The 23,820-nt window shown below is 61.3% G+C and carries 23 protein-coding genes; 19 read left to right on the top strand and 4 right to left on the bottom strand.

Going from position 1 to position 23,820, the window contains the following annotated elements:
• The first annotated feature begins 27 nt into the window (after window positions 1-27).
• The 5 genes from acs to NMAG_RS22500 all read left to right on the top strand — a co-directional run bounded on the left by acs (window position 28) and on the right by NMAG_RS22500 (window position 5,508).
• Entirely contained in the window at window positions 28-2,004 is a 1,977-nt protein-coding gene (gene acs / locus NMAG_RS15295; RefSeq protein WP_004267101.1) for an acetate--CoA ligase, read from the top strand.
• A gap of 98 nt (window positions 2,005-2,102) precedes the next feature.
• Window positions 2,103-2,558 (top strand): DUF4212 domain-containing protein, encoded by a 456-nt coding sequence (locus NMAG_RS15290; protein ID WP_004267102.1) that lies wholly within the window; start codon window positions 2,103-2,105, stop codon window positions 2,556-2,558.
• The gene (locus NMAG_RS15285; RefSeq protein WP_004267103.1) at window positions 2,555-4,216 is read left to right on the top strand and encodes a sodium:solute symporter family transporter; all 1,662 of its coding nucleotides are present in this window, start codon (window positions 2,555-2,557) and stop codon (window positions 4,214-4,216) included. The genes NMAG_RS15290 and NMAG_RS15285 overlap by 4 nt, the downstream gene beginning before the upstream one ends.
• 28 nt (window positions 4,217-4,244) lie before the next feature.
• Entirely contained in the window at window positions 4,245-4,715 is a 471-nt protein-coding gene (locus tag NMAG_RS15280; RefSeq protein ID WP_004267104.1) for a universal stress protein, read from the top strand.
• 367 nt (window positions 4,716-5,082) lie between these two features.
• Window positions 5,083-5,508 carry a hypothetical protein gene (locus NMAG_RS22500; protein ID WP_237076792.1) on the top strand — a complete coding sequence of 142 codons (426 nt, stop codon included), beginning with the start codon at window positions 5,083-5,085 and terminating at the stop codon, window positions 5,506-5,508.
• Window positions 5,509-5,667: 159 nt separating this feature from the next.
• Here NMAG_RS22500 and NMAG_RS15270 read toward each other — a convergent pair whose 3' ends face one another.
• Window positions 5,668-5,886, bottom strand: coding sequence for a hypothetical protein (locus NMAG_RS15270; RefSeq protein WP_191219362.1), 219 nt, complete (start codon window positions 5,884-5,886; stop codon window positions 5,668-5,670).
• Window positions 5,887-5,974: 88 nt separating this feature from the next.
• The gene (locus NMAG_RS15265; RefSeq protein WP_004267107.1) at window positions 5,975-6,451 is read right to left on the bottom strand and encodes a cupin domain-containing protein; all 477 of its coding nucleotides are present in this window, start codon (window positions 6,449-6,451) and stop codon (window positions 5,975-5,977) included.
• Between the two features lie 273 nt (window positions 6,452-6,724).
• Here NMAG_RS15265 and NMAG_RS15260 point away from each other — a divergent pair, with 273 nt between their 5' ends.
• A complete protein-coding gene (locus tag NMAG_RS15260; protein WP_004267108.1) occupies window positions 6,725-7,333 on the top strand; it encodes a tRNA (cytidine(56)-2'-O)-methyltransferase in 609 nt (202 codons plus the stop codon).
• A gap of 83 nt (window positions 7,334-7,416) precedes the next feature.
• Here NMAG_RS15260 and NMAG_RS15255 read toward each other — a convergent pair whose 3' ends face one another.
• On the bottom strand, window positions 7,417-8,631 hold the full coding sequence (locus NMAG_RS15255) for an alpha/beta hydrolase family protein (RefSeq protein WP_004267109.1): 1,215 nt from the start codon (window positions 8,629-8,631) through the stop codon (window positions 7,417-7,419).
• A 155-nt stretch (window positions 8,632-8,786) separates the two neighbouring features.
• Here NMAG_RS15255 and NMAG_RS15250 point away from each other — a divergent pair, with 155 nt between their 5' ends.
• The 5 genes from NMAG_RS15250 (at window position 8,787) to NMAG_RS15230 (ending at window position 11,778) form a co-directional block, all read left to right on the top strand.
• Entirely contained in the window at window positions 8,787-9,104 is a 318-nt protein-coding gene (locus NMAG_RS15250) for an amphi-Trp domain-containing protein (RefSeq protein ID WP_004267110.1), read from the top strand.
• Window positions 9,105-9,206: 102 nt separating this feature from the next.
• A complete protein-coding gene (locus tag NMAG_RS15245) occupies window positions 9,207-9,743 on the top strand; it encodes a transcription factor (RefSeq protein WP_012996787.1) in 537 nt (178 codons plus the stop codon).
• Window positions 9,744-9,747: 4 nt separating this feature from the next.
• Window positions 9,748-10,461, top strand: a complete 714-nt coding sequence (locus NMAG_RS15240) for a DUF2110 family protein (RefSeq protein ID WP_004214527.1) — start codon at window positions 9,748-9,750, stop codon at window positions 10,459-10,461.
• 15 nt (window positions 10,462-10,476) lie between these two features.
• A complete protein-coding gene (locus NMAG_RS15235; protein ID WP_004214528.1) occupies window positions 10,477-11,247 on the top strand; it encodes a DUF5803 family protein in 771 nt (256 codons plus the stop codon).
• A 117-nt stretch (window positions 11,248-11,364) separates the two neighbouring features.
• Window positions 11,365-11,778, top strand: coding sequence for a hypothetical protein (locus tag NMAG_RS15230; RefSeq protein WP_004214529.1), 414 nt, complete (start codon window positions 11,365-11,367; stop codon window positions 11,776-11,778).
• Window positions 11,779-12,071: 293 nt separating this feature from the next.
• Here NMAG_RS15230 and NMAG_RS15225 read toward each other — a convergent pair whose 3' ends face one another.
• On the bottom strand, window positions 12,072-12,701 hold the full coding sequence (locus NMAG_RS15225; protein ID WP_004214531.1) for a chemotaxis protein CheW: 630 nt from the start codon (window positions 12,699-12,701) through the stop codon (window positions 12,072-12,074).
• Between the two features lie 145 nt (window positions 12,702-12,846).
• Between NMAG_RS15225 and NMAG_RS15220 the strand changes: the two genes are divergently transcribed.
• From NMAG_RS15220 to NMAG_RS15185, 8 genes are all read left to right on the top strand, one after another.
• Entirely contained in the window at window positions 12,847-13,668 is an 822-nt protein-coding gene (locus NMAG_RS15220) for a chemotaxis protein CheW (RefSeq protein ID WP_004214533.1), read from the top strand.
• Window positions 13,669-13,824: 156 nt separating this feature from the next.
• Window positions 13,825-14,187: a chemotaxis protein CheY gene (gene cheY, locus NMAG_RS15215; RefSeq protein ID WP_004214542.1), complete on the top strand. Its 363-nt coding sequence runs from the start codon at window positions 13,825-13,827 to the stop codon at window positions 14,185-14,187.
• Entirely contained in the window at window positions 14,184-15,536 is a 1,353-nt protein-coding gene (gene cheB, locus NMAG_RS15210; RefSeq protein ID WP_004214544.1) for a chemotaxis-specific protein-glutamate methyltransferase CheB, read from the top strand. Before cheY ends, cheB begins: the two co-directional genes overlap by 4 nt.
• Complete coding sequence (locus NMAG_RS15205; protein ID WP_004214546.1) at window positions 15,533-20,263, top strand: ATP-binding protein; 4,731 nt, start codon at window positions 15,533-15,535, stop codon at window positions 20,261-20,263. Before cheB ends, NMAG_RS15205 begins: the two co-directional genes overlap by 4 nt.
• A gap of 82 nt (window positions 20,264-20,345) precedes the next feature.
• Window positions 20,346-20,951 (top strand): chemotaxis protein CheC, encoded by a 606-nt coding sequence (locus NMAG_RS15200; RefSeq protein ID WP_004214548.1) that lies wholly within the window; start codon window positions 20,346-20,348, stop codon window positions 20,949-20,951.
• A complete protein-coding gene (locus NMAG_RS15195) occupies window positions 20,948-22,216 on the top strand; it encodes a chemotaxis protein CheC (protein ID WP_004214550.1) in 1,269 nt (422 codons plus the stop codon). Before NMAG_RS15200 ends, NMAG_RS15195 begins: the two co-directional genes overlap by 4 nt.
• Entirely contained in the window at window positions 22,213-22,734 is a 522-nt protein-coding gene (locus tag NMAG_RS15190) for a chemotaxis protein CheD (RefSeq protein ID WP_004214551.1), read from the top strand. The genes NMAG_RS15195 and NMAG_RS15190 overlap by 4 nt, the downstream gene beginning before the upstream one ends.
• On the top strand, window positions 22,731-23,681 hold the full coding sequence (locus tag NMAG_RS15185; RefSeq protein WP_004214552.1) for a CheR family methyltransferase: 951 nt from the start codon (window positions 22,731-22,733) through the stop codon (window positions 23,679-23,681). The genes NMAG_RS15190 and NMAG_RS15185 overlap by 4 nt, the downstream gene beginning before the upstream one ends.
• Window positions 23,682-23,820 lie beyond the last annotated feature (139 nt).

The following is a 23,820-nucleotide window of genomic DNA, read 5'->3' as shown; positions in this document are numbered from 1 at the left end:
CCTTGTACATCATTGAGAGTGTGTATCATGTCACAGGAGGATGCCAACCTCGAGGCACGACTCGAAGAGCAGGAGGCGTTCGATCCGCCAGAGTCGTTCGTCGAGCAGGCAAACGTCACTGATCCGGGAATCTACGAGGAGTTCGAGGAGAACTGGCCCGACTGTTGGGAGCGGGCCGCTGACCTCATCTCGTGGGACGAGGAGTACGATACCGTCCTCGAGGACGGGGATGCACCGTTCTACGAGTGGTTCACCGGCGGCGAGTTGAACGCTTCGTACAACTGTCTCGACCGCCACGTCGAGGACGGACGGGCGGACGAGGCGGCGATCGAGTGGGTCGGCGAACTCGGGGAGACTCGCAGCTACACTTACGACGAGTTGCTCGCGGAGGTAAACGAGTTCGCGGCGACGCTGCGCGGACTCGGTGTCGAGGAAGACGACGTCGTCACCCTCTACATGCCGATGATTCCAGAGCTCCCGATCGCGATGCTCGCCTGTGCTCGCATCGGCGCGCCACACAGTGTCGTCTTCGCGGGTTTCTCCGCGGACGCACTCGCGACCCGGATGAACTCGGCCGACAGCGAGTACCTGGTCACCTGTGACGGCTACTACCGTCGCGGTGACGCACTCGATCACATCTCGAAGACCAACGAGGGACTCGAGGGCGTCGAGCACGAGGTCTCCGATGTCGTCGTCGTGGACCGACTGGGTGACGACCTCGAGCACTCGCTGGCGGACAACCAGCACGACTACGACGAGCTCGTCGCCGACTACGAGGGAGAGACGGTCGAGCCGGTGTCGCGAGATGCCGAGGATATGCTGTTCCTGATGTACACCTCGGGAACGACGGGTCAGCCGAAGGGCGTCAAACACACGACTGGCGGCTACCTCGCGTACACGGCCTGGACCAGCCGCGCCGTCCTCGATATCGAGGCCGACGACACCTACTGGTGTGCGGCCGACATCGGCTGGATCACGGGCCACTCCTACATCGTCTACGGGCCGCTTGCACTCGGAACGACCTCGGTGATGTACGAGGGGACGCCGGACTACCCCGAGAAGGATCGCCTCTGGCAGATCGTCGAGGACTACGGGGTTGATATTTTCTACACAGCGCCGACGGCCATCCGCGCCTTCATGAAGTGGGGGAAGGAGTATCCCGAGAAACACGATCTCTCCTCGCTGCGCCTGCTCGGCACCGTCGGTGAGCCGATCAACCCGCGAGCCTGGAAGTGGTACTACAAACACATCGGCAACGAGGAGTGTCCCATCGTCGACACCTGGTGGCAGACTGAGACGGGTGGCATGATGATCACGACACTGCCGGGTATCAACACGATGAAACCCGGTTCTGCCGGCCCGCCGCTCCCGGGTATCGACGCGCGTGTTGTCAGCGCTAGCGGCGAAGAGGTCGACGCTGGACAGGCCGGCTACGTCACCGTCGACAAACCGTGGCCGGGCATGCTCCGGACGCTGTACAACAACGACGAGCGATTCATCAACGAGTATTGGCGCGAATACTCGGACGAGGAGACAGACGAGTGGGTCTACTTCCCAGAGGACGGGGCGAAAATCGACGACGACAGCTACATCACGATCCTCGGCCGCGTCGACGACGTGATCAACGTCTCCGGCCACCGCCTCGGGACGATGGAGATCGAATCCGCCGTCGTCGGCGTCGATGGCATCGCCGAAGCCGCCGTCGTCGGCGGCGACCACGAGGTCAAGGGCGAAGCCGTCTACGTCTATGCCATTCCCGAGGACGGCTACGACGCTGACGCCGAACTCGAGGAGCGCGCCGTTGAAGGCGTGCTCGACTCGATTGGTCCGATCGCGAAACCTGAAGACGTTGTCTTCACGCCAGAACTTCCCAAAACGCGGTCCGGCAAGATTATGCGCCGTCTGTTAGAGGATATCGCGAGCGGGAACGAACTCGGCAACACCTCGACGCTGCGCAACCCCGGCGTCGTCGACGACATCGCTGCACAGGTCGAGGAGAGCTAACGGTCACAATTTTCTATATTTCACGATTTCCAACTACACGACAGTCAACCTAACACGGCTCAAAAATAACCAATACTGATAACTACAATCCGCAAACCATGGCTGATGATAACACTCAATCTAGAGAAGACGCCCGAACTGACGGCGGTGTCACGACGGACTCGTACCTTGACAAGGAGATAAACATCTTCAAACCCGCGACGCCGTTCATGCGAGATCATCTACGGGTGATCTGGCTATCGTTTGCAGCCTGGGTGGTCGTCGTCTTCGGCCCGACGACGGCGGTTTTGATCGAATCCCTGTGGCTGGAGACCAGCGTGATGACCGAGACGACAATACTCGGCGGGTTCCCGTTGCACTTCTTCCTGGCGGCGATCGTCACGCCGCTTGGTGCACTCGTGCTCTCGGTCGGCTACGCGATGCAGCGAGACCGACTGGATACCAGGTACGGCATTTCGCACGAAGATGGAGGAGCAGGTGGGACAGACCCTGACGCCGATACCGACGCTGACTCCGACTCAGACACCGTCGCCGCAGACGGGGGTGCAAAATGATCGAGCTACTCGAGCCGTTCGTCCTCCAGGAGACGGCGCTCGACGTCGGCGAGTTCAAACTCGTGCCGGCGCTGACCGTCGCGGCGATGCTGGCGCTGTTCCTCGGCGTCGGCTACTTCTTTCGGGTCGCGGCCGTCGACGATCTGTGGGTTGCCGGCCGATCGATCGGTGCAGTTGAGAACGGGATGGCGATCGGTGCAAACTGGATGAGTGCGGCATCCTACCTCGGTGTCGCGTCGATTATCGCCCTCTCGGGCTACTTCGGACTGGCGTACGTCGTCGGCTGGACGACGGGCTACTTCATCCTGCTCATCTTCCTGGCAGCCCAGTTCCGTCGGTTCGGGAAGTACACGGCACCTGACTTCGTCGGCGACCGGTTCTACTCCGACTGGGCACGCGGTATCGCGGCGTTCACCACACTTGCGATCGCGTTCACCTACGCCATCGGGCAGGCCAGCGGCATGGGGTTGATGGCCCAGTACATCTTCGGAATCTCCTACGAGATGGGTGTGATCGTCCTGATGGGAGTCACTATCGGCTACGTCGCCCTCTCGGGGATGCTGGGGACGACGAAGAACATGGCGATCCAGTACGTGATTCTCATCATTGCCTTCACCATCGGCCTCTACGCCGTCGGCTGGAGCCAGGGCTGGTCGACCGTTCTGCCGTACTTCGAATTCGGCAGCGAAGTCGCGGCGGCGGCTGAGATCGAAGCGCAGTTCGTTGAGCCGTTCGCCGACGGTTCCTACTACGCCTGGATCGCGCTAGCGTTCAGTCTGATCGTCGGCACCTGCGGTCTGCCGCACGTTCTCGTCCGGTTCTACACCGTCGAGAACGAGCGAACGGCCCGCTGGTCGACCGTCTGGGGCCTGTTCTTCATCTGCCTGCTGTACTGGGGAACGGCCACCTACGCCGCGTGGGGCGGATTGCTCTACGACAGCGAGGTAACCGGCGGCGGTGGCTTCGCCGACATGCTCCCCATCGAAGCCGACGCGCTAGTCGTTCTGACTGCACAACTCGCTGAACTGCCGACGTGGCTCGTCGGACTGGTGGCTGCCGGTGCCGTCGCCGCAGCGCTTGCGACCACCGCGGGGCTGTTCATCTCGGCTTCCTCGGCCGCTGCACACGACATCTACACGAATCTCTACAAGGAGAACGCAACCCAGCGCGAGCAGATGCTCGTGGGCCGCGTGACGATCCTGGGAATCGGTATCCTGGTGACGCTCATCGGTCTCAACCCGCCTGCGCTCATTGGCGAACTCGTCGCGATGTCGTTCGCCATCGCGGGCACCGTCTTCTTCCCGGTGTTCTTCCTCGGGCTTTGGTGGGAAAACACCACGAAAGAGGGCGCACTCGCGGGAATGCTCACCGGCATCCTGCTCTCGTTCGGTGCGATCCTCAACGACACGGCGATCCCGATGTACACCGGCGTCGAAGATGCGGTAATTCCCGCGCTCGCGACCTGGCTGCCGGGGACCTCCTCGGCACTGGTCGGCGTGCCGGTCGTCTTCGGGGTCATCATCGTCGTTTCGATCGTGACGGACAACCCACCACAGCACGTCAAACGACTCGTCCGGCAGTGTCACAGCCCGGAACCGATGAGTCAGACGGAGTCGGCGGAAGACGCTGCGAACGGTGGGGCACCGGCTGACGACTGATAACAGATACGTAATCACACCACCAATCATGTACGACACCATCCTCGTTCCAACCGACGGAAGCACCGTTGCCGAACACGCCGTTGACCACGCGATCGACCTCGCCGAAACGTACGACGCAACCGTCCACGCGCTGTACGTCGTCGACACAAGCGCAGTCGATATCGGACTCGGCACCGAACAGGTCGACCGTATCCGACAGGGGAAGTTCGGCGATATGCCAGAACTCGAACAGCGAGCCAGAGACGCGACAGGGGCCGTCGCAACGAAAGCCGCCGACTGCGGTCTCGACGTCACCGAAGCTGTCGTCGGCGGGCAACCACACGGACAGATCGCAGACTACGCGGACGACCACGACGTCGACCTGATCGTCATGGGCTCGGCCGGCCGAAGCGGCGTCCGCCGGGCACTGCTCGGCAGCGTCGCCGAACGAACGCTGCGAACGACCCGCCGGCCCGTCCTCGTCGTTGACGCTGAGACCGGGACTGGGTCGGACTGACAGCCGGGACAGACGAGGGCGCGCTTCTCGGGTAACGGCGGGGCCTGTTGAACGGTGAAGATGAAAGGACCGTTTGACCGTTCCCAACACTCATCTGTTGTTTCGTTGTTGCCATACTGTACTGCGTATGGACCGTCGAACCTGGCTCACGGCCACCACTGTAGGGACACTCTCGGCGTTTAGCGGCTGTCTGTCCGAGTTGGCGGACCGAAATTCGTCATCAGGAAACGGTTCTGCGGGTAGTGAGTGGCCAGAGATAGCTGTTGAGACGGAGGTACGCGAAGGAGAGTTTACTGGGACAATTCGATTCGAGGGAGCAGTCAAACAACAACCCACGGATGAGACTCCACCGCAGATTACACTCGAGATGCGGAACGATGGAAACGAACTGTACGAGGGAGAGATTCCATACCCGTATCCATGGCGGAGCTACGGTGGAACTCGTACGAACGACGATGCAACGATCCACTTCATCCCAGACGACACAGAAAAGCTCTCCGCCGACCCCGACGAAGAACAGCCTGACGAGTGGATTCCAGAAGCACCAACGGACGGGTGTTGGATGGCGAAAACCGAGACCAGACCGGTCTGGCCAGATGTGGGGTATCCCACTATCGAGTTGCAGCCGGGAGAACAGCAGACAGGGACGTTCACCGTTCTCAGCAGTCCAACCAATGAGAAGTGCTTCCCCCGTGGAACGTACGCGTTTTCCGATGAACGGCTTACAACCGATCACCCTGTAGATGCGGAACTGGAGCTCACACTCCAAATTAGAGTCAGTGACCCGGAATAGGATCTCGGGGTTTGATAGCTTACTTACCCGTAGCTGATGAGTGCGCTCTGACACTAAATGAAATGTCACGGTTCCCGTCAAGTACAGAATTCGGAGTCACACCCCATATCATACTCCAGTCACATCCCAGTCACACACCATACCACACCACCTCACTTCTCACTCAGGCTCCGACTGCGCGTACTCGAGACTCGTCACGAAACCGAAGTACGCGACGATCCCCGCGAGCATGAATCCGTAGTAGGCCCAGTCCGGTCCCTCGAGGACGCGAAAGAGAACGTCGATCATCGTCACCCAGACAATTGCGAAGACCAGGTCGAACAGTAGTCCCCACCGCTCCTCGCGAGCAGTCTGGACCCACTCTGCGAGTCCGCTCATCGACTCGTCACCTGCGGACGCCGGCCGCACCATCCTGTCATCGTGGGAGTTATTCGCAGGGTGAACGAAAAAGCGTACCGGCGAGCGATTATTCTGGCCAGTAGTCGGTGTCCTCATCTAGGTCGTAGTAGCCGTGGAACGTCCGCTCGTCGCGACCGCCGGGCGGCGAGCCGACGAAGACGCCGAACTTGTTCATCTCAGGATAGATGGTGACGTCCGGCTCGTTCATCGTCGACAGCAGCAGGTATCGAAACGGCTCCTCGCTATCGTTGACGACTCTGTGCCCGCCGCGCTCGTCTGCCGGGAGCGTTACGTAGTCGCCTGCCGTCAGTGATTCCTCGCCGTCGACGCAGCGGAGCTGTCCCTCCCCCGCGAGGACATACAGGGCTTCCTCGTTCGCCGTGTGGTAGTGGTACGGCCACGACTGCTTCCCGGCGGGTAACTCGTAGAGACTACAGCCGATGTCGTCCGCGCCGACCGCACTCGAGAGCTGCTTCCGTCGGAACGTTGCATCGCCGTGGTCGTACTCGCGCCACTCGAGTGCGTCGGTGTTGACGTGCTCCATGGCTCGTATCCAAGATGGTGTGCAAAGAAGGTTTGTGCAGGGTTCGGCATGTGGTGCTTGGCGTGTGGGGTTTGGCGTGCGGGGCTCGGAGAGTGGGCTTCAGCGTGCGGGGTCAGCGCGTGGGATCAGCGCGTGGGGTGCGGGGTCAGCGCGTGGGTTCGGTGTGTGGGGTACGCGATACGAACTGCCGTGCTCGAACCGTCCGGACGACCGAACGGACCGGTGTATCCCGAAAGCGAAACCCCCTAACCCACTGCAGGACAGAGTGGGACCATGCACGACGACGCTGCGGCCGGTGCCGAGGTTGCCGTCCTCCGCCTCGGCCACCGACCCGGCCGTGACGAACGGATGACGACCCACGTGGGCCTGACGGCGCGAGCACTCGGCGCGGACCGCGTCTGGATTCCGGACAATGCTGGCCAGTCACGCGACACCGTCGCCGACATCACGGACCGCTTCGGCGGCCCGTTCGAGGTCGACCTGACCGACTCGCCGAAAGCCATCATCCGGAACTGGGAGGGACAGGTCGTCCACCTGACGATGTACGGCGAGCGCGTCCAGGACGTCGAGGGCGAGATCCGTGAGCGCCACCGCGACGGCGAGTCCGTCCTCGTCGTCGTCGGCTCCGAGAAAGTCTCGTTCGACGTTTACGAGGAGGCAGACTGGAACGTCGGTGTTACCAACCAGCCCCACTCCGAGGTTGCCGGCCTTGCGGTCTTTCTGGACCGGCTCTTCGAGGGCGACGAACTCGAGTCCGACTGGGAAGACGCCGAGCAGCGAGTGGTGCCGATGGCGACGGGAAAGCGGGTGGTCCCGGCGGAGTCGGAGGAGGACGGTGGCGCTGGCTCTGTGGGCGACGTGGATCCGGAGTCTGAGTCGTAATCTGCGCGCACTTCTCGTGGACGGCTTTTGAACTTCGACGGACGACTTCTGAACTCCGGCCTGCACCACCGACAGTCACTGACTCAGGGCGACGCTGTTCCGTCGAGCGTTGCGTCCAACCAGTCGAACAGTCGCTGGTGGAACACCGACTGTCCCATCCCCTCGCAGTGGCCGCCTGCACCCTCCGCGTCGGTGAATTTCGTGTACTCCGTCGGTGCCGTGAGGCGGGTTGCGAGATCGTGGGACTGGACTGCCAACCGGTCCGACTCGTTGTCCGCGACGAACGTCGGACAGTTGATCGATCCAATCTCCGATTCGTACGTGTACTCCTGTAACTCGCGGACGTACTCGCCGAGCGAATCGAGCCCGTGGGCTGCCATTCGCGAGCCGAAGAACTCCAGTGCGTGGGGGTCTTCGAGTTGACCGTCGAGCGCAGCGTCGGCATCGGGATCGCCCTCGAGTACCGGCGCCCGAAGCTCCTCGGGGACCAGTTGTAACACGAGCGTCCCGAGGTCGTAGATCGCGGGGTCAGCAGCGAGGGCGGCGAGGCGGTGCTCCGCGGTCGCCGCCCGCGGCGCGAGGTAGCCGCCGAAGCTTCGGCCGACCAGCGCGAGTCGGCTCTCGTCGACAGCCTCGCGACCAACGGCAACGTCGACGACCGGCGTGACGACGGTCTCGTAGTCCGGCCGGAAGAACAGTCGCTTCTCGTACAGCATCCCGCCCTGTCCGGGTCCCTCGAACAGCAGGCAGTTGTAGCCGCGAGTGAGGGCGGCCCGCGCAAGCATCGCGTACGACTCCTCGACCGGCGAATCGTACCCAGGAAAGCCGATCACGGTCGGGCGAGCGGCCCCCGAATCATCCGGCGCGAGGAAGTAGGACTCGAGTACCGTCTCCTCGTAGGGGATATCGACGGACTCACAGGTGTGGTCAGCCATCTCCATTGCGGCCCGAAAGCAGTCGCGCTGGCGCTGCCACGTCTCGTGTAAGTCCGGGTCGTCGAGGTCGTGTCTGCGGAAGAAATACGCCGAGCGGTAGTACTCAGTCGCCCGCAGGAACGCCTCACGAGCGCTTACGTCGTGGCCCCGTTCACGCGCCTCACGAGCAGTATCTTCGACTGACTCGGCGGTCGCAAACCACTCGTCGTACCAGCTCTCGTAATCGCCGTCCTCGATTCGGCCTGCCGTCGCGAGACACTCGCCGACGTCGGCACAGCCGTCGTAGACCTTGCCCAGTGTGCGCTCGAGTTGTGCGGTAAATTCGTCGCTCTCGAAGCTCGAGAGTGCCGTTGTCGTGGGCATGGTGATGAACGTGTAGTCGCACCACGACGAACACGATAAAGTCACCATGCAGGAAGCGCGATCAGCCACGAGCGAGGGTCTCCCGGAACAACGCCCGAATCTTCCCTGCTGCTTCCCAGCCAACCTATTTGTGTCCATTCGATGGAAGAGTCGATATGGGTGAAACGACGACCTACGACGACGAGGTGTCCCGCTCGGAGGCCGCCGATCTGCTGGAGGCGATCGCCGCCGAACTCGGTGGCACCGGCACCGCCGACATCCGGGTGGGCAACAAACTCCTGACGCTCTCGCCCGACGACCGACTCGAGTACGGCATCGAAGTTGAGGAGCGCTCGCCGATGCTCGGCGGTGAGCGCGAGGAGGTTACGATCACGCTGGGATGGGAAGAGGCGACGGCGGATGCAGACATCGAGCAAGAACGAGACCACCGGCCCGACGAAGAGCGAGAGGAGCAGGACGACGGCGTGCTGTAGCGCCTGTCACCCGAAACGGACGAGCGGCAGTCGTCACACAGCCCGCTGCCCGAGCGCCGTCCCTCAAAAGACTTAATGGCCACATGGCGTTACGCATAGGTAATGGCTTTTGAGGACCTGCTCGAGGATCCAGTCATCCAGAAGTACTTGCACGAGCTGGTCGGTCCCAAGGGGATGCCCGTTGCGGCGGCACCACCGGACGGGGAAGTGACCGACGAGGAACTCGCGGAGGAGCTGGATCTCGAGTTGAACGACGTTCGGCGCGCGCTGTTTATCCTGTACGAGAACGATCTCGCCAGCTACCGACGGCTGCGCGACGAGGACTCAGGCTGGTTGACGTACCTCTGGACCTTCGAGTACGACAACATCCCCGAGAACCTAGAAGAGGAGATGTACCGCCTCCACGACGCACTCGAACAGCGCCAGGAGTACGAGCGAAATCACGAGTTCTACCTCTGTGAAATCTGCTCGATCCGCTTCGAGTTCGGTGAGGCGATGGACTTTGGCTTCGAGTGCCCCGAGTGTGGCTCGCCACTCGAGTCCATGGACAACGACCGACTCGTCACGTCGATGGAGGACCGACTCGCGGCACTCGAGAGCGAACTGAATCTCGATGCTGACGTGGATGTGGATGCCTGAATAGATGGTCGTACTCGCAACCAAACTGTACGTCGAGGGCGATGCCCGCGAGCGCTCGCTGGATTCCCTGCGTTCGCTTGTGAACAACGAAATCGGTGATCTCGAGGTCGAGTTCGATCTCGGGGTACGCCACGACGACTTCCCGTCGGTCACCATCGAGGGCGACGACGCGACGGTCGCGCGAAACGTCCTGCGCGAGGAGTTCGGCGAGATCGTTCCCGACCTCGAAGCCGGCGAGACCTACATCGGGACGCTCGACTCGTGGGACGAGGACGGTATCGTGCTCGATGCCGGCCAGCCAGTTCGCATTCCGGCGGACGAACTCGGGCTTGGACCTGGGTCGCCGACGCAGATCCGCGAGCGCTACGGACTGGTGCAGCATCTGCCGATGCAGTTCGTCTATGGCGGTGGTGGCGTTGCTGACGCCGAGGGAGACGAAGACAAAGACGAAGACGAACCGTCGCGCCTCGCAGACGAAGAACGCGACCGCCTCTACGAGTGGACGCGCGGTGACGGCCGTCTCAACGTCAACAGCGCAACCCGTGCCGAAGTTCGTGCGACGCTCAATCGCGCCGGCCACGCCCAGGACTACGTCACGATCGAGCGCCTCGGTCTGCTAGAACAGAGCGTGATCTGCACCGAGAACACCGATCCGCCCGGACTGCTCGCGAGCGTCGGGCAGTACCTGCCAGCCGAACTGCGCTGCGTTGTCCCCTGACCAGTCATCACTATCATGAACAGACGGCTCGTTTTCGGCTCACTCGCGGTCGTCCTGCTTATCGGTCTGGCAGGCTGCACCATGTTCTTCACCGGCATTTCGGACGACGAACTCGACCGCGAGCAGGAGTACGACGACCTTCGTGACAGTGACGCCGACGTCAGGATCGACATCGAAGAAGGGGGAATCCTGAGTAGCGGCGAGTACCGCACAGTGTACGATCTGAACGGCACCGAGGACTTCTCGTTCTCGCAATCGACGTTCTACAGCGAAGAACCCCTCGACATCCATAGCGTCCGCTACTGGTACCCGAACGGCACCGAAGTCACCGGCTCCGAACTCGACGTCGATCAGGACCGCTCGAGTACCGATCTCTCCGTCCCGGACGGGAATGGGACGCTCGCGTTCTCCGGCGCGACGGGCAGGAGTACGTTCCAGTTGCCGACGTACGTCACTGGCTCCTACGAAGTGACGCTCCCGGAGGGAGAGCGCACGTCGAACTTCCTGTTCGGTGACGCCAGTCCGAGCGGCTACGACCGCGAGGTCGTCGACGACCAGGAGCGACTGTACTGGGACCACGCAGACGGCACGATTTCGTTGCGCTACTATAGCGCCGGTGGCGTGTCGCTGTTCCTCGGTCTCGTCGGTGTGGTCGTCGTCGTCGGTGGCATCGGCGTCGCCTACTACTACCGGCAGGTCCAGCAGTTACAGGAACAGCGCGAGGAACTCGGCCTCGACGTGGAAATCGAAGACGACGACGATGGGCCGCCGCCAGGGCTCAAGTAGCCGTCTCAGTGCGGATGTCGTAGATCCGGAAGCAACTGTGCGCAGTTGGACGGCACTGGTACTTCACAACTCCTCTAAGAACAAAAACAGTTTGAATTCCCAACAGCTGTTTGAGGTATGGAGTATAATCGGCGAACAATACTGCAGTCTCTGCTTCCTGCGGTAGGTCTCCTCGCTGGCTGCTCGTTCCGAGATGATGTGCATCTGTTCGAGGTGAGCGTTATCAACCACACAAACGATCCAATCGAAGCAGATGTGGCTGTGTCCGATTCTGGTGAGGACCTCTACCAGCAAACGCTTGATTTGCCTGCTGAAGACCAGGACGGATTGAATCCATCAGCAAGTACGACGATGAAACTCGAGAGGCTATCGGAAGGGATGGAATTGACGGCGACAATTGAGACTGACACTGGCGTAGCAGAAACGACTGATTTTGTGTTAGATTGCACACCCAGCGAGGGAGATGCTATTGGCTTCAGAATTCATGAGGAGTATATCGATCCAAGAACTGGATGCGCTTCAATAAATTAGTTCTGACACTCTCCATCGCCGCACAGAGATATTCATCGGGACACCCTGCTCGTAACTGTACTGTAACCGTAGCCGCCACCATCTCACTCTCGAGTGGCCTCGTTTCTGTAGCCGACACTCGAGTCACCACTGGAGAGATAGTCGCCACTGACAGTCAGTGCACACCCACTCGCGCGGAGGCGACGCGATTGGTGTGTGGTGTGTACACAGTTTCAGTTGGTACTATAGTACTATCAATATCGACTTGCAAACTCGTCGTTCTCGAGTTCAGTATCACACTAGCAGCCAGCGATTCAGCGGTGCAGTGCCGCATCGTCGAGCAATACGACGTCAGTGTCGGTCGCCTCGACTCGCCGTCCAGCGTCGAGTTCGAGTCGACCAACAACGAACTGCGTCGTCGTTTGTGTTGCCACCACGTCGTCAAGTCGGATCGTCCGCGTCACATCGACATCGTCGACTAGCCAGCCGTACTGGGCCTCGTCCTCGTCGGTCTCGGCGAAGACGAGTAACAATGGGTCGTCGAGGACAGCCGGATCACGGTCCGTCCCCTCGAAAATCGAGTGAAGGTCGACGACACGAATCCGCGCGTCGTCTGCGGTGACGACACCGGCGTTCCACGGATCGGTACTCGAGTCGAGGCCGCTGGCGTCGGCGATGGGGAGGACGGTGGCGACGGCGTCGGCGCGAACACAGTATCGGGTCGTCCCGAGGTCGAACGTGAGGACGCGCAGTCGGCTTGGTGTGTCGTTGTCATTGGGTCCGACTGCGTCGTTTGCGCTGCTTTTGGCGAATCGCTCCCGCGTGTCAGTGCCAGTGTCAGTGTCAGTGTCAGTGTCAGTATCTGTATCAGCGTCCATCTCGACACGCTCGCGGCCGCCATCAGCAGCCTCGTCCGCCCCATCTTCGTGTTCGGTCGACGCCATACTCTTTTAGAGAGTTCCAACGTCGATAATAAGTACTTTGTGCTGTGAGAGAAGCGATTACTATCAGTTGTCGGGACTTCTCAGAGCCGGACACAAACATAGGAGTCAACGTTTTATCGCTGGACTGGGATACACGAACAGGACTATGGCCCCGGAGCTGCCCGAGAAAGTACTCGGGATCGACATCAACAAGGGAGATGACCGTTCACGGCAGTCTCGGTCGGAACGTGAGGCAGAGGAGGAAGACCGCGTTCGGTTCGTCTTTTTCAGCGTCGGCTCACACCGGCTCGCCGCACCGGTTGACGATGTTCGGACGACCACGGAGTTGCCGGCAGACGTAACGGCAGTGCCACGGTCGCCCGAGGCAATTGAGGGAGTGACTGACCTCCGCGGCGAGATTACGGCCGTCATCGATCCGACCGTTCACTTCCCGACCGAACAGACGGCTGTGGACCGCGAACAGTTACTCGTGTTCGACCGCAACGCGGACGACCAGGCTGCCGCGATTCGTGTTACCGACGTCTACGGCGTCGATGCCATCCCCGAGAGCGACGTGTACGACAGCGAGTCGATCGAGGAGAGTGTCTTCGACGGCGGGGCACTCGAGCATCCGCTCGTGAGCGCACTCGTCAAACGGGAACGAGCGGCGGCTTCCGAGTCAGAGGGTGGGGGCGGGCCACGACGTGATGGCTCCACTGGCAGCGCCATTGGTTCTCGAGACGACCAGGCGACGGAACGTGGTCTCGAACGCCCGAGCGGTGCTGTTATCGAGGCCGTCGATGCGGCGTCGGCTGACCCAGCATCGACTGCAGGTAGTGAGACAGGAAGCGACGCGATGACGAGCAGGAAGGGGGCTGGCACGGCAACTCCTCGACCCGTCGTCGAGGCGACGCCAATTATCGACGTCGAAGCGATGTTGCTCGCTTCCGGACAGGTAGAGACTCGCGTCCCTGTACTAGATCGCTAAATCCCTCCCGAAAGTCAGTACCCGGACGCGCCGGCACGCACCACGATTCACTTCACTTGTCACTTATCACTTATCACTTGTCACTTATCACGACTGATAATCGAGAGACAGCATTTATGGTAGTTGTATCGGTACGAGAATGTGGTGTACTAGTGAATGTCGACAGGGGTGCTCATCGTAGACGACTCACATTTTATGCGGAATCTCCTTCGTCAGATCCTGGAGCAGGATCACCGCATTATCGGCGAGGCGTCTAACGGTGCTGAAGCAGTCAAACTGTACAAAGAACACGATCCCGACATCGTGATGATGGACATCGTGATGCCCAAATGCAACGGGATCAAGGCCACCGCGGCCATCAAGAAGATCGATCCCGATGCACGTGTCATCATGTGTACAAGTGTCGGGCAGCGAGAGAAGATGAAACTGGCAGTGAAGGCCGGGGCCGACGGCTACGTCACGAAACCGTTCGAAGAGCCAAGCGTCAGGAAGGCGCTCACAGACGTCATTGCGGCATGACGAGAGTACTCGTTGTCGACGACTCCAGATTCATGCGAACAGTCATCGGCAACGCGCTCACCGAGGCCGGCTACGAGGTCGAAACGGCAACGAACGGCGTCGAAGCGGTCGACACCGCAGCCGAGTTCGACCCCGCCGTCGTGACAATGGACGTCGAAATGCCCGAGATGAACGGCATCGAAGCCGTTGAACGGATTATGGCGCAAAATCCGACTCTCATTCTCATGCTAAGCGCCTACACGGACGAGGGAACCGACGCCACGCTCGATGCACTCGAGCGCGGGGCGATCGAGTTCCTCCCGAAGCCCGACGGTTCGGGGTCGCGAAACATCGCTCATCTCGCCGATGACGTCGTCGAGGCGGTCGACGAACTCGCAGACGCCGATATTTCGGCGCTCGCTCTCGCGCGAGCATCGGCAAGTGCGTACGCAACGTCGTCGGCACTCGAGTCGGCGACGGGATCATCCGCGTCAGCGACGACGCCGGTCGGGACGAGAGCCGGATCGGGCTCGGCAGCCGGCTCGACGAAAACTGCACGAAGTGGACCGGCGGGGCCGACTGGGGCGGCCGCATCGACGCAGGGGCCGAGTTCGAATCCAGGGGCGGATGCAGATAGCTGGTCGACACCGATTCCCACCGACGACGACCGGACAACGTCGGACGACATTGCGTCGACGACGGCACCGGTCATCGTCATCGGGGCGTCAACCGGCGGCCCGAAAATCGCAGAGCGGCTGTTCGCTCAGCTGCCGAGCACGCTCGAAGCGACGGTGCTGATCGTCCAGCACATGCCGCCCGAGTTCACGGGCCGCTTCGCGACACGACTCGACTCACACAGTGAGTACGCGGTTCGCGAGGCGACAGACGGCGACCGAGTCGGTCCCGGTGAAGCGCTCGTCGCACCGGGAGATTTCCACCTGCAGGTGACTGACGCCTCCGCTGCCGACGCTCCCGACGCTCCCGTCACCGATGGCCATGACGATACCGCCGGGACCACACTCGAGGTCACCCTCGACGACGGCCCCCGACGTCACGGGCTCCGGCCAGCGATCGATGAAACGATGGAAACGGCGGCTGCACACGTCTCCGGTCCGCTCTGTGGGGTTGTCCTCACGGGAATGGGCAGTGACGGTGCTGCCGGAATCGAGGCAATCGCCGACGCTGGGGGCTACACAATCGCCCAGGACGAGGCGACCAGCCCCGTCTTTGGAATCCCCTGTCAGGCAATCGAAACCGGATGTGTCGAGGCGGTCGTGCCGGACGATGAAATCGTGCCAACGATCGTCGACACGTTCACAGCAAGCGACGGACGTAACGATGGCGGTGACACCGCCGGAGGCAACCAATGACCGAGTACTGGACCGACTTCGTTCGTGAGAGCGAAGACCGCATTACGGAACTGAACAACGCGCTCCTGACACTCGAACGCTCGCCCGACGACACGGAGGCCATGGAGAATATCTTCCGCATCGCCCACACGCTCAAGGGCAACTGCGGCGCGGCGGGACTCGAGTCCGCGAGTGATCTCGCCCACGCGATCGAGGACGTCCTCGATGCCGTCCGACGCGACAGACTCGAGGTCACACCGGAACTGATGGACGCCATCTTCGACGGCGTCGACGAACTCGAAAAGTTGATCGAAGAGGTCGCACTCGAGGGCGAGATCCAGACCGACCCACAGCCGACGATCGACACGCTGCGAGCACAACTCGAGTCCGCTGCCGACGCCGGTAGTGCGGACGCGGGCTCCGACGCGGATTCGGATTCGGATTCGGACCCGACAGTCGGCCTCTCCGAACCGTCACAGGGTGAGATCGAGGCTGTACTCTCGCAATTCGAGCCGCCAGCAGATGCCAACCACAACGCCTACTTCGCCCGTATCGAGGTCGATACCGACGCTGCGGAGAGTGGGCGTGATGCAGACGAATACGATGACATCGACAACGGCTTGCTGGTCGTCGAGGCGCTCATCGACGCGTTCGATCTGATCGGCACCGACCCGGACCGCCAGACGATCGCAGACGGCTCCTACGGTGGGACGTTCGATGCAATCTTCGGGAGCGCGGTCGGCGAGGAGTCGATCGCGTCGGGACTCGACCCGGTCGGTGAGGTCGCCGACTTCGACCTCGTCGACGTTTCCGAGACGTTCGCCGCCATCGCTACCGGCGACGATCCCAGGCCGGAACCTGCTCCGGGGAGTGACCTGAGCGCGGACGAAGCGCAGGAACTCGAGGTAGACGATCTGCTCGACGAGTTTACGGAGTTCGACGACCTCGATGAGAAGGTCGAGGAAGTCGATGATAGTGACCTCGACGTCTTCGACGACATGGGCGATGCAGGCTCGTTCGACGACCTGCTCGCCGACGCGGATACTGACTTCGATGACGACGGTCTGGTTGACTCGTCGGGTGCTGGCGTCGCTGACGTCGCTGGTGACGACGGCGTAGCCGACCCCGATTCGACCGCGACCGACCCCGTGGTGGGTTCGAGCGACGAGGCGTCCGACACAATGGAGACACAGTCGCCAGCAACGGCAGTCGACTCCGACCCTGGTTCGGCAGACGACGAAGTCGACGACGCGGAAGCCGTCTTCGCCGAACTCAAAGCCGAAGTCGACACCGTTGGCTTCGACGAACTCCAGGACGAACTCGACGAACTCGAGTTCGACGAGTTCGATCAGGAGGACGAGGTTAGCATGGACGAACTCCTCGGCGATGCGGCGGATCCTGACGAGCCGTTCCTGGCTGGTGCTGAGCCGGGTTCAGAGTCAGTCGAGACCGACGAAGCTCCGTCCGAGCACGATGGCGCTGTGGCGGTTTCAGACGAGGAACTCGACGACCTGCTGGTCAACGAGACTGTCTCCGAGGAGTCAGAGTCTGCCGTGGAAGCACCAGGTGAACAGGAAGTCGAAGCCGTCGACGAGCCTGCAACGGTGGCCGACACTGATGCGGACGAGATGGGCGGCCCCGATGCGGACGAGATGGCCATGGCCGACACCGGTGCGGATGAAACGGACGGTACGGTTGCTGCTGGAGATGTCGCGGAGACAACCGACGACGATGCGGATGGCGATGACGATGCAGGTGTGGGTGACGAGGCGGATGGCGATGACGATGCAGTGGAGTCAGTCACCGAAACCGATGAATCGGCTGAGACAGTCAGCAGCGACCACGAGACCGACTCGACGGAGTCGATTGCGGTGACCGAGGCGGTTGACTCGGCTGAGTTCGGATCCGAAGATGGGATCGGTACCGAAGCGGAAGCGGAAGTCGAAGCCGAATCCGAAGCGGAAGTCGAAGCCGAATCCGAAGCGGAAGTCGAAGTCGAAACTGACTCTGACTCCAACCCCGACTTCGGAACAACCGAAGACGACAGCGCGTTTGACTTCGGGATCGATGTTGACGACCAGCAAGCCGACGACGAAGACACCGACGGCGATACCGCTCCCGACTCGGTAACCGCTGCTGACTCGACACCGACAGCCGATGAGCACGACCTGGGAGCCGACGATGTCGCATCCTGGTTCAACGGTGACGACACCGACTCGAGTACGACGCCGTTCGGTGACGAGACTGGCACGGAAGCCGATGCTGCTGACCCGTTCGGTACTGCGGACGCAACCGACACACCGACTGACGAACTGTCGTTCTCGGCCACCGACGACGACTCAGCGACGGCTGATGATTCCGAAGCCGACTCCGACTTCAACGCCGTCTCTGAGTCAGATTCCGACTCCGACTTCAACGCCGTCTCTGAGTCAGATTCCGACTCCGACTTCAACGCCGTCTCTGAGTCAGATTCCGACTCCGACTTCGACGCCGACTCCGACTCAGCCGTCGAATTTGAGATCGAATCATCAATTGACGGTGACGCTGGCTCTGGCTTCGGCTCTGACAGCGGTTCCGACGTCGACGTCGACGTTGACTTCGAGCCACAGGAGCCGACCGATGACGAGTTCGCGAACACGGCTACCGATGGTGCCATGGACGCGGCTGACGACGAGTTTACCGACACGGCGTCGGACGAACGTACGGACACACCTGTTGACGAATTCGCAACCGAAACCGACGACAGCGAATTTACAACCGCCGACACGGCGTTCGATCCATCGATCGAAGACGACGTCGCCTTCGGCGAAAGCGACAGAGCGGACGCGACAGACGCCGGTACGTTCACGAGCGACGTGGACGACGACGGCGAACCCGCCAAGACCGACTCGTTCGACGACTGGGACCGCGATTCGGACACCGAAGCTGAAGCCGAAACCGAAACCGAAACCGAAGCCGAAGCCGAAGCCGAACAGGTAACTGGCGATTCGTTCACCGATAGCTTCGACGACGATCTCACGGACGACGCGTTCGCCGACCTCGATATCGACTTCGGTGCCGACGCTGCCGACGCCGACCCCGATTCACAGCGTGACAGTGGCCTGTTCGGCGACGAGTACTCGAGTGACGTGAGCTTCGGCGAATCCGAACTCGAGGCCGAACCCGAGACCGAAACCGAGGCAACTGCTCTCGGGGGAGACGCCGCTGGCGAAGCGTCGCCCGGGTTTGGGACCGACGCTGACAGCGGGCCGATCGTCGACGAACCCGATCTCGAGATACCCGACATCACGGTTCCGGAGATAGCGGACCGACCGGATACCGAGCGAGAGACGGACGAAACCCAGTCCGTCCGCGTCGATGTCGAACAGATCGACGAGTTGCTCACGCTCGTCGAGGGGCTGGTGACGAGTCGCGTTCGGCTCCGTCACGAGGTCGAATCCGGTGAGTTCGCTGAGGCGGTGGCAGACGCCGGCGCAATCACGGCCGAACTCGACGACCTCGAATCGCTGACGACGGACTTACAGGAAACGGTGATGGACGTCCGTCTCGTCCCGCTACGGACGGTCGCAAACCGACTGCCGCGGGTCGTCCGCGACATCGCTCGCGAACAGGAGAAGACAGTAACCTTCGAGATGAGCGGCGAAGGCGTCGAACTCGACCGGAGTATTCTCGACCAACTGCGCGATCCGCTGATCCACCTCGTGCGAAACGCGGTAGATCACGGTATCGAACCGCCGTCGGAACGTGCAGATGCCGGCAAGCCAGAAGAGGGAACGGTCGAGGTGACAGCCGAACGGGAGCGCGACCGAGTGACCATCTCGGTTTCGGACGACGGGAGCGGTCTCGACCCCGAACGGCTCCGATCCGAGGCAGTCGAAGCTGACGTGCTTTCGGAAGCCGACGCAGCCGACCTCGCTGATGATGCTGTCACCGAACTCATCTTCCATCCAGGGCTGTCGACCGCGAGCGAAGTCACCGATGTCAGCGGTCGCGGTGTCGGGATGGACGTGGTCAAGCGAACGATCGAGGAGTTAGACGGGTCGGTGTCGATCGACAGCGACCCCGGTGAGGGAACAACCGTGACGATGACGGTTCCCGTCTCGATCGCGATCGACGACGTGCTCTTCGTCGAAAGCGACGGCGAGGAGTACGGAATACCCACGAAGGCCGTCTCGGACATCGTGCCGGTCGAGCTAATCGAGACCGTCGACGGCGAACCGGTGCTTCGCGACGAGGCACGCGCCGACGATGACGACTCGGCAGTTGTCTCCGGGATGGCTCCGGACACGACTATGGACGACGGTGTCGGGTTGGATCCTGAGGAGGCGTCCGGCTCGGATGCAGAGACAGATGCCGAGGACATCGACACCGCGGATCCGAGCACCGGTACGCCGGTCTTGGATCTCGACAATGTGCTCACGTCGAGTTCGGATGACGGGGCGATGTACTCGAGTGGTTCCGGCCCCGGCTCCGATTCCGATTCCGATTCCGATTCCGATTCCGATTCCGACTCCGACTCCGGTCCCGACGGCGACGAACAACCCCTTCGGACGCCCGCGAACGGGATGGTCGTCCGGATTCGTGAGGACGTACGACCGATTGCACTCCGCTGTGACGCCGTTCACGGCCAGCAGGAGGTCGTCGTCAAACCCTTCGAGGGATTCATGGCGAATCTGCCCGGGCTGAGCGGTGCAACAGTCCGTGGCCGCGGGAAAATCGTGAATATCCTGGATGTGACGACACTATGAACGCGAACGAAACGGTATCGAGACACGGACAAATGGCTGCAGACGCAGACGCAGATACAGACGCATATCGACAGAGGAATTCATGACGCTGATGGTCGACATTCGGAAACTAAGTTTCATTAACGAAATGGCAAAGGTCGGGACGAACGGCGTCGCCGACAACATGACCAAACTGACCGGGCAGGACGCCCAGATGGAGGTGATGAAAACGAACTTCATCGACGTAGACGACCTCGACTCCCAGCTCGAGCCCGGCAAGCGAGTCGGGGTTCGGGTACGGCTTCTCAACCCGCCACACGGGCACATTCTCATTCTCTTCCCCGAAGAGAGTGCGAAGAAAATCACCGCGATTATGCTCAACGACGTCGTCGACGACATGTCCGACGTCTCCGGAAAGATGGCTCGCAGCGCCGTCGAGGAGATGGGGAACATGATGGCAAGCGGGTTCATCGACGGCTGGGCGGACGTGATGGGACGCATGATCGACACGGCGGCCCCACAGCTCGTCTACGCGCCCGGTGAGGAAATCGTCACGCGAACGGCTGGACTCGGGAACGACGATCTCGCCCTGTTCTTCGACTCGGACCTTACGGTTCCGAGCTACCAGATCGAGGCCGAGATCTACGCCTTCCCGGATCTCGAAGAGTTCGTCGAACTGGTCAACGGTATCGACGTGCAACCAGCATGAAACTCGACGTCAACGCACTCGGGACGTTCTACCGGATGGCTCGAGAGGGTGCCGGCCTCGCAGCGGGGCGGCTGACACACATGACTGACGTCGAAACCCGAGCTGGTGTCACGAAGCTCAACTTCATGCGCGGCCGGGAGATCCGCCGCGACTTCGAGGATTCGACCGCGAAAGTCGGCGTCCGGGTCGAACTCACCGGCGCGATAGACGGCTACTCCGTCATCGTCTTCGAGCGTGAGAACGCGCTTCGTATCGTCGAGACACTCCTGGAGGAGTCGGCGACCGACGCTGACGCCACTAACGAAGACGGCGACCTCGAGGAGTTCGACGAGATGACCAAGAGTGCGGCCACCGAGGTCGGCAACATCATGAACAACGGCTTTATCGACGGCTGGGCGGACGTCCTCGAGACGGTGATCGACGTGTCGACGCCCGAGTTCGTCGAGGGTCACTCGGCCGAGACGTTCTTCGACGAAGTCGAGGAAGCGCCAGCCGGTGACGACCTCGCACTGCTCTTTCAGAGCCAGATCGAGACAATCGAGACCCAGGTCGGGTTCAGTCACTACCTCTTCCCCGAACGCGAGTCGATGGCGTCGCTTCTCGAACAACTCCGAGCCAGTGACGGGATCGAGTACGACAAACTCGATGGCTTCGACCGTATGGCAGAACAGGGCGCAGAGGAGGTCGCAAAAACGGCAACGACGCTCACCGGTATCGATACAAGCGTCGAGATCCGGCGGCTCAACTTCGTCTCACTCGAGACGATTCCCGAGCAGGTGCCCGACGAGCGACTCGTCGGCGTTGCCTTCGAATTCGACGGTCTCCCAAGCGGATACTTGCTGTTCCTGTTCGACGAGGAGTCGGCAAACGAAATCGTCGACGCGATGGTTCCGATGGAGGTTGACGAGGATGGCTTCGGCCAGATGGGCCAGAGTGCGATCACGGAACTGGGGAACATTATGGCCAGCGGGTTCCTCGACGGCTGGGCCAACGTGCTCGATACGACGATCGACCACTCGACGCCGGAATTCATCCACGATATCGGCGCTGCCGCGGTCGATCCCGTCGTGATCCAGCTCGGCGAGGAACAGGAGTTTGCGTTCGTCTTCGACACGGTTATCGTCGCCGACGGACAGGAGTTCGACTGTGAGATCTACGCGATCCCTGACGAGTCAGACCTCGAACGCGCGCTAAACGATCTCGACGTCGACCGAATCGAACAGGCACCGACGACCGCCGAATTCCAGGAAGTTACTGACACATGAAGACATACGGAACAGAACCGGGCGCGCCGACGCCGGTCCAGGTTGGTATCTCCGAACTGACCGTCAGCGACGGCGACGATACACTCAAATCCTACGGACTCGGCTCCTGTGTCGCAATTGCCCTCTACGATCCCGAGACGGAGATTGGTGGCCTCGCCCACACGATGCTCCCTGACGGCGACGCAGCCGAGAACAGCGACCGAAAACCGGGGAAGTACGCGGATACTGCCATCCGCGCACTGCTTCGGCGCATGGTCGAGCGCGGCGCGAGCTACACCGCCGTCGAGGCCAAACTCGCGGGCGGCAGCGACATGTTCGAGTTCGATAGCTTCGGCGACGGCGTCGGCCAGCGAAATATCGCCGCGGCCAAGGCCGAACTCGAGAAGCTTGGCGTGCCGCTGGTCGCGGCTGACCTGGGTGGTGACCGCGGCCGAACGGTCGAGTTCACCCCCGGAACGGGGACGCTCGTAGTGAAGAGTTCGAACGAGGATGGCACGCAGGAAGTGACGGAGCTGTGAGCGGGCAGTCAGAGTCTGCTGCTGATAGCGAGACAGACACTGTATCAGGTTCAGATCCAGATTCAAATCCGGGCCCAGGCTCACGCTCAAGTCCAAAAGCTCCCGCAGAGACAGATGAAGACGCCTTCGACGACCTCCTCGCGTTCGTCGAGGACGAACTCAACTTCGCGACGAGCCACTACAACGACAGCTACCTCGACCGGCGCATCTCCTCGCGAATGCGCCGAACACAGACCGATACCTACGCCGAGTACGTCGACCTGCTTCACAGCGAACCCGAGGAACAGGAGTCTCTTCTCGAGTCTTTCAGCATCAACGTCACCGGCTTTTTCAGAAACCCCGAGGTCTGGGACGGTATCCGCCAGATTCTGCGCCACTGTAGCGCCCGTACAAAGGACACCGACGAGACGATCCGAATCTGGAGTGCAGCCTGTGCAGACGGTCGCGAACCGTACTCGCTATCCTTGCTTGCCCATCTCGACCCCGAAATCGACGCTGACGCCGTCGAAATCCTCGGCACCGACATCAGCAAGCCAGCACTCGAGACTGCCCGAAACGGCGTCTACGAAGCGCCCCGTACCGTCGACCTGGACGACCAGCTCTCGTTCCTCGAGGAGTACGACGAACAGTACGAGCAGTACGTCGAACGCCAGGGCCGAACATATACACTCGATGATCATATTCGCCAGTCCGTGACGTTCGAACGCCACGACCTCATCAACGACGAGCCGAAATCGACCGGCGACTTCGACCTCGTCGTCTGCCGAAACCTGTTTATCTACATCGACAACGAGTTCAAGCGCCCAATATTGCAGACGATCGCACGCTCGCTGACCAACGACGGTTTCCTCGTTATCGGCAAGGCCGAGACGATTCCGCCATCACTGAAATCCGCCTTCGAGGTCCGCGACGCACGTCGACGTATCTACCAGTGTGACACCCCGTAGCGTTCGGGACCTGTCTCTCAGCATCTCTACTCGAGTACGTTCCAGTCAGCACCTGGTGGTCCTCTTGCCATCCTTCGAACGTGACAGCAACCGATAGATCACAGCAACCGATAGATCACAGCAACCGATAGATCACAGA

The sequence above is a fragment of the Natrialba magadii ATCC 43099 genome, assembly GCF_000025625.1.
GTDB lineage: Archaea > Halobacteriota > Halobacteria > Halobacteriales > Natrialbaceae > Natrialba > Natrialba magadii.
Note: the sequence above shows the minus strand (reverse complement) of the source record. Positions and strands in the feature narration are given on the sequence as shown.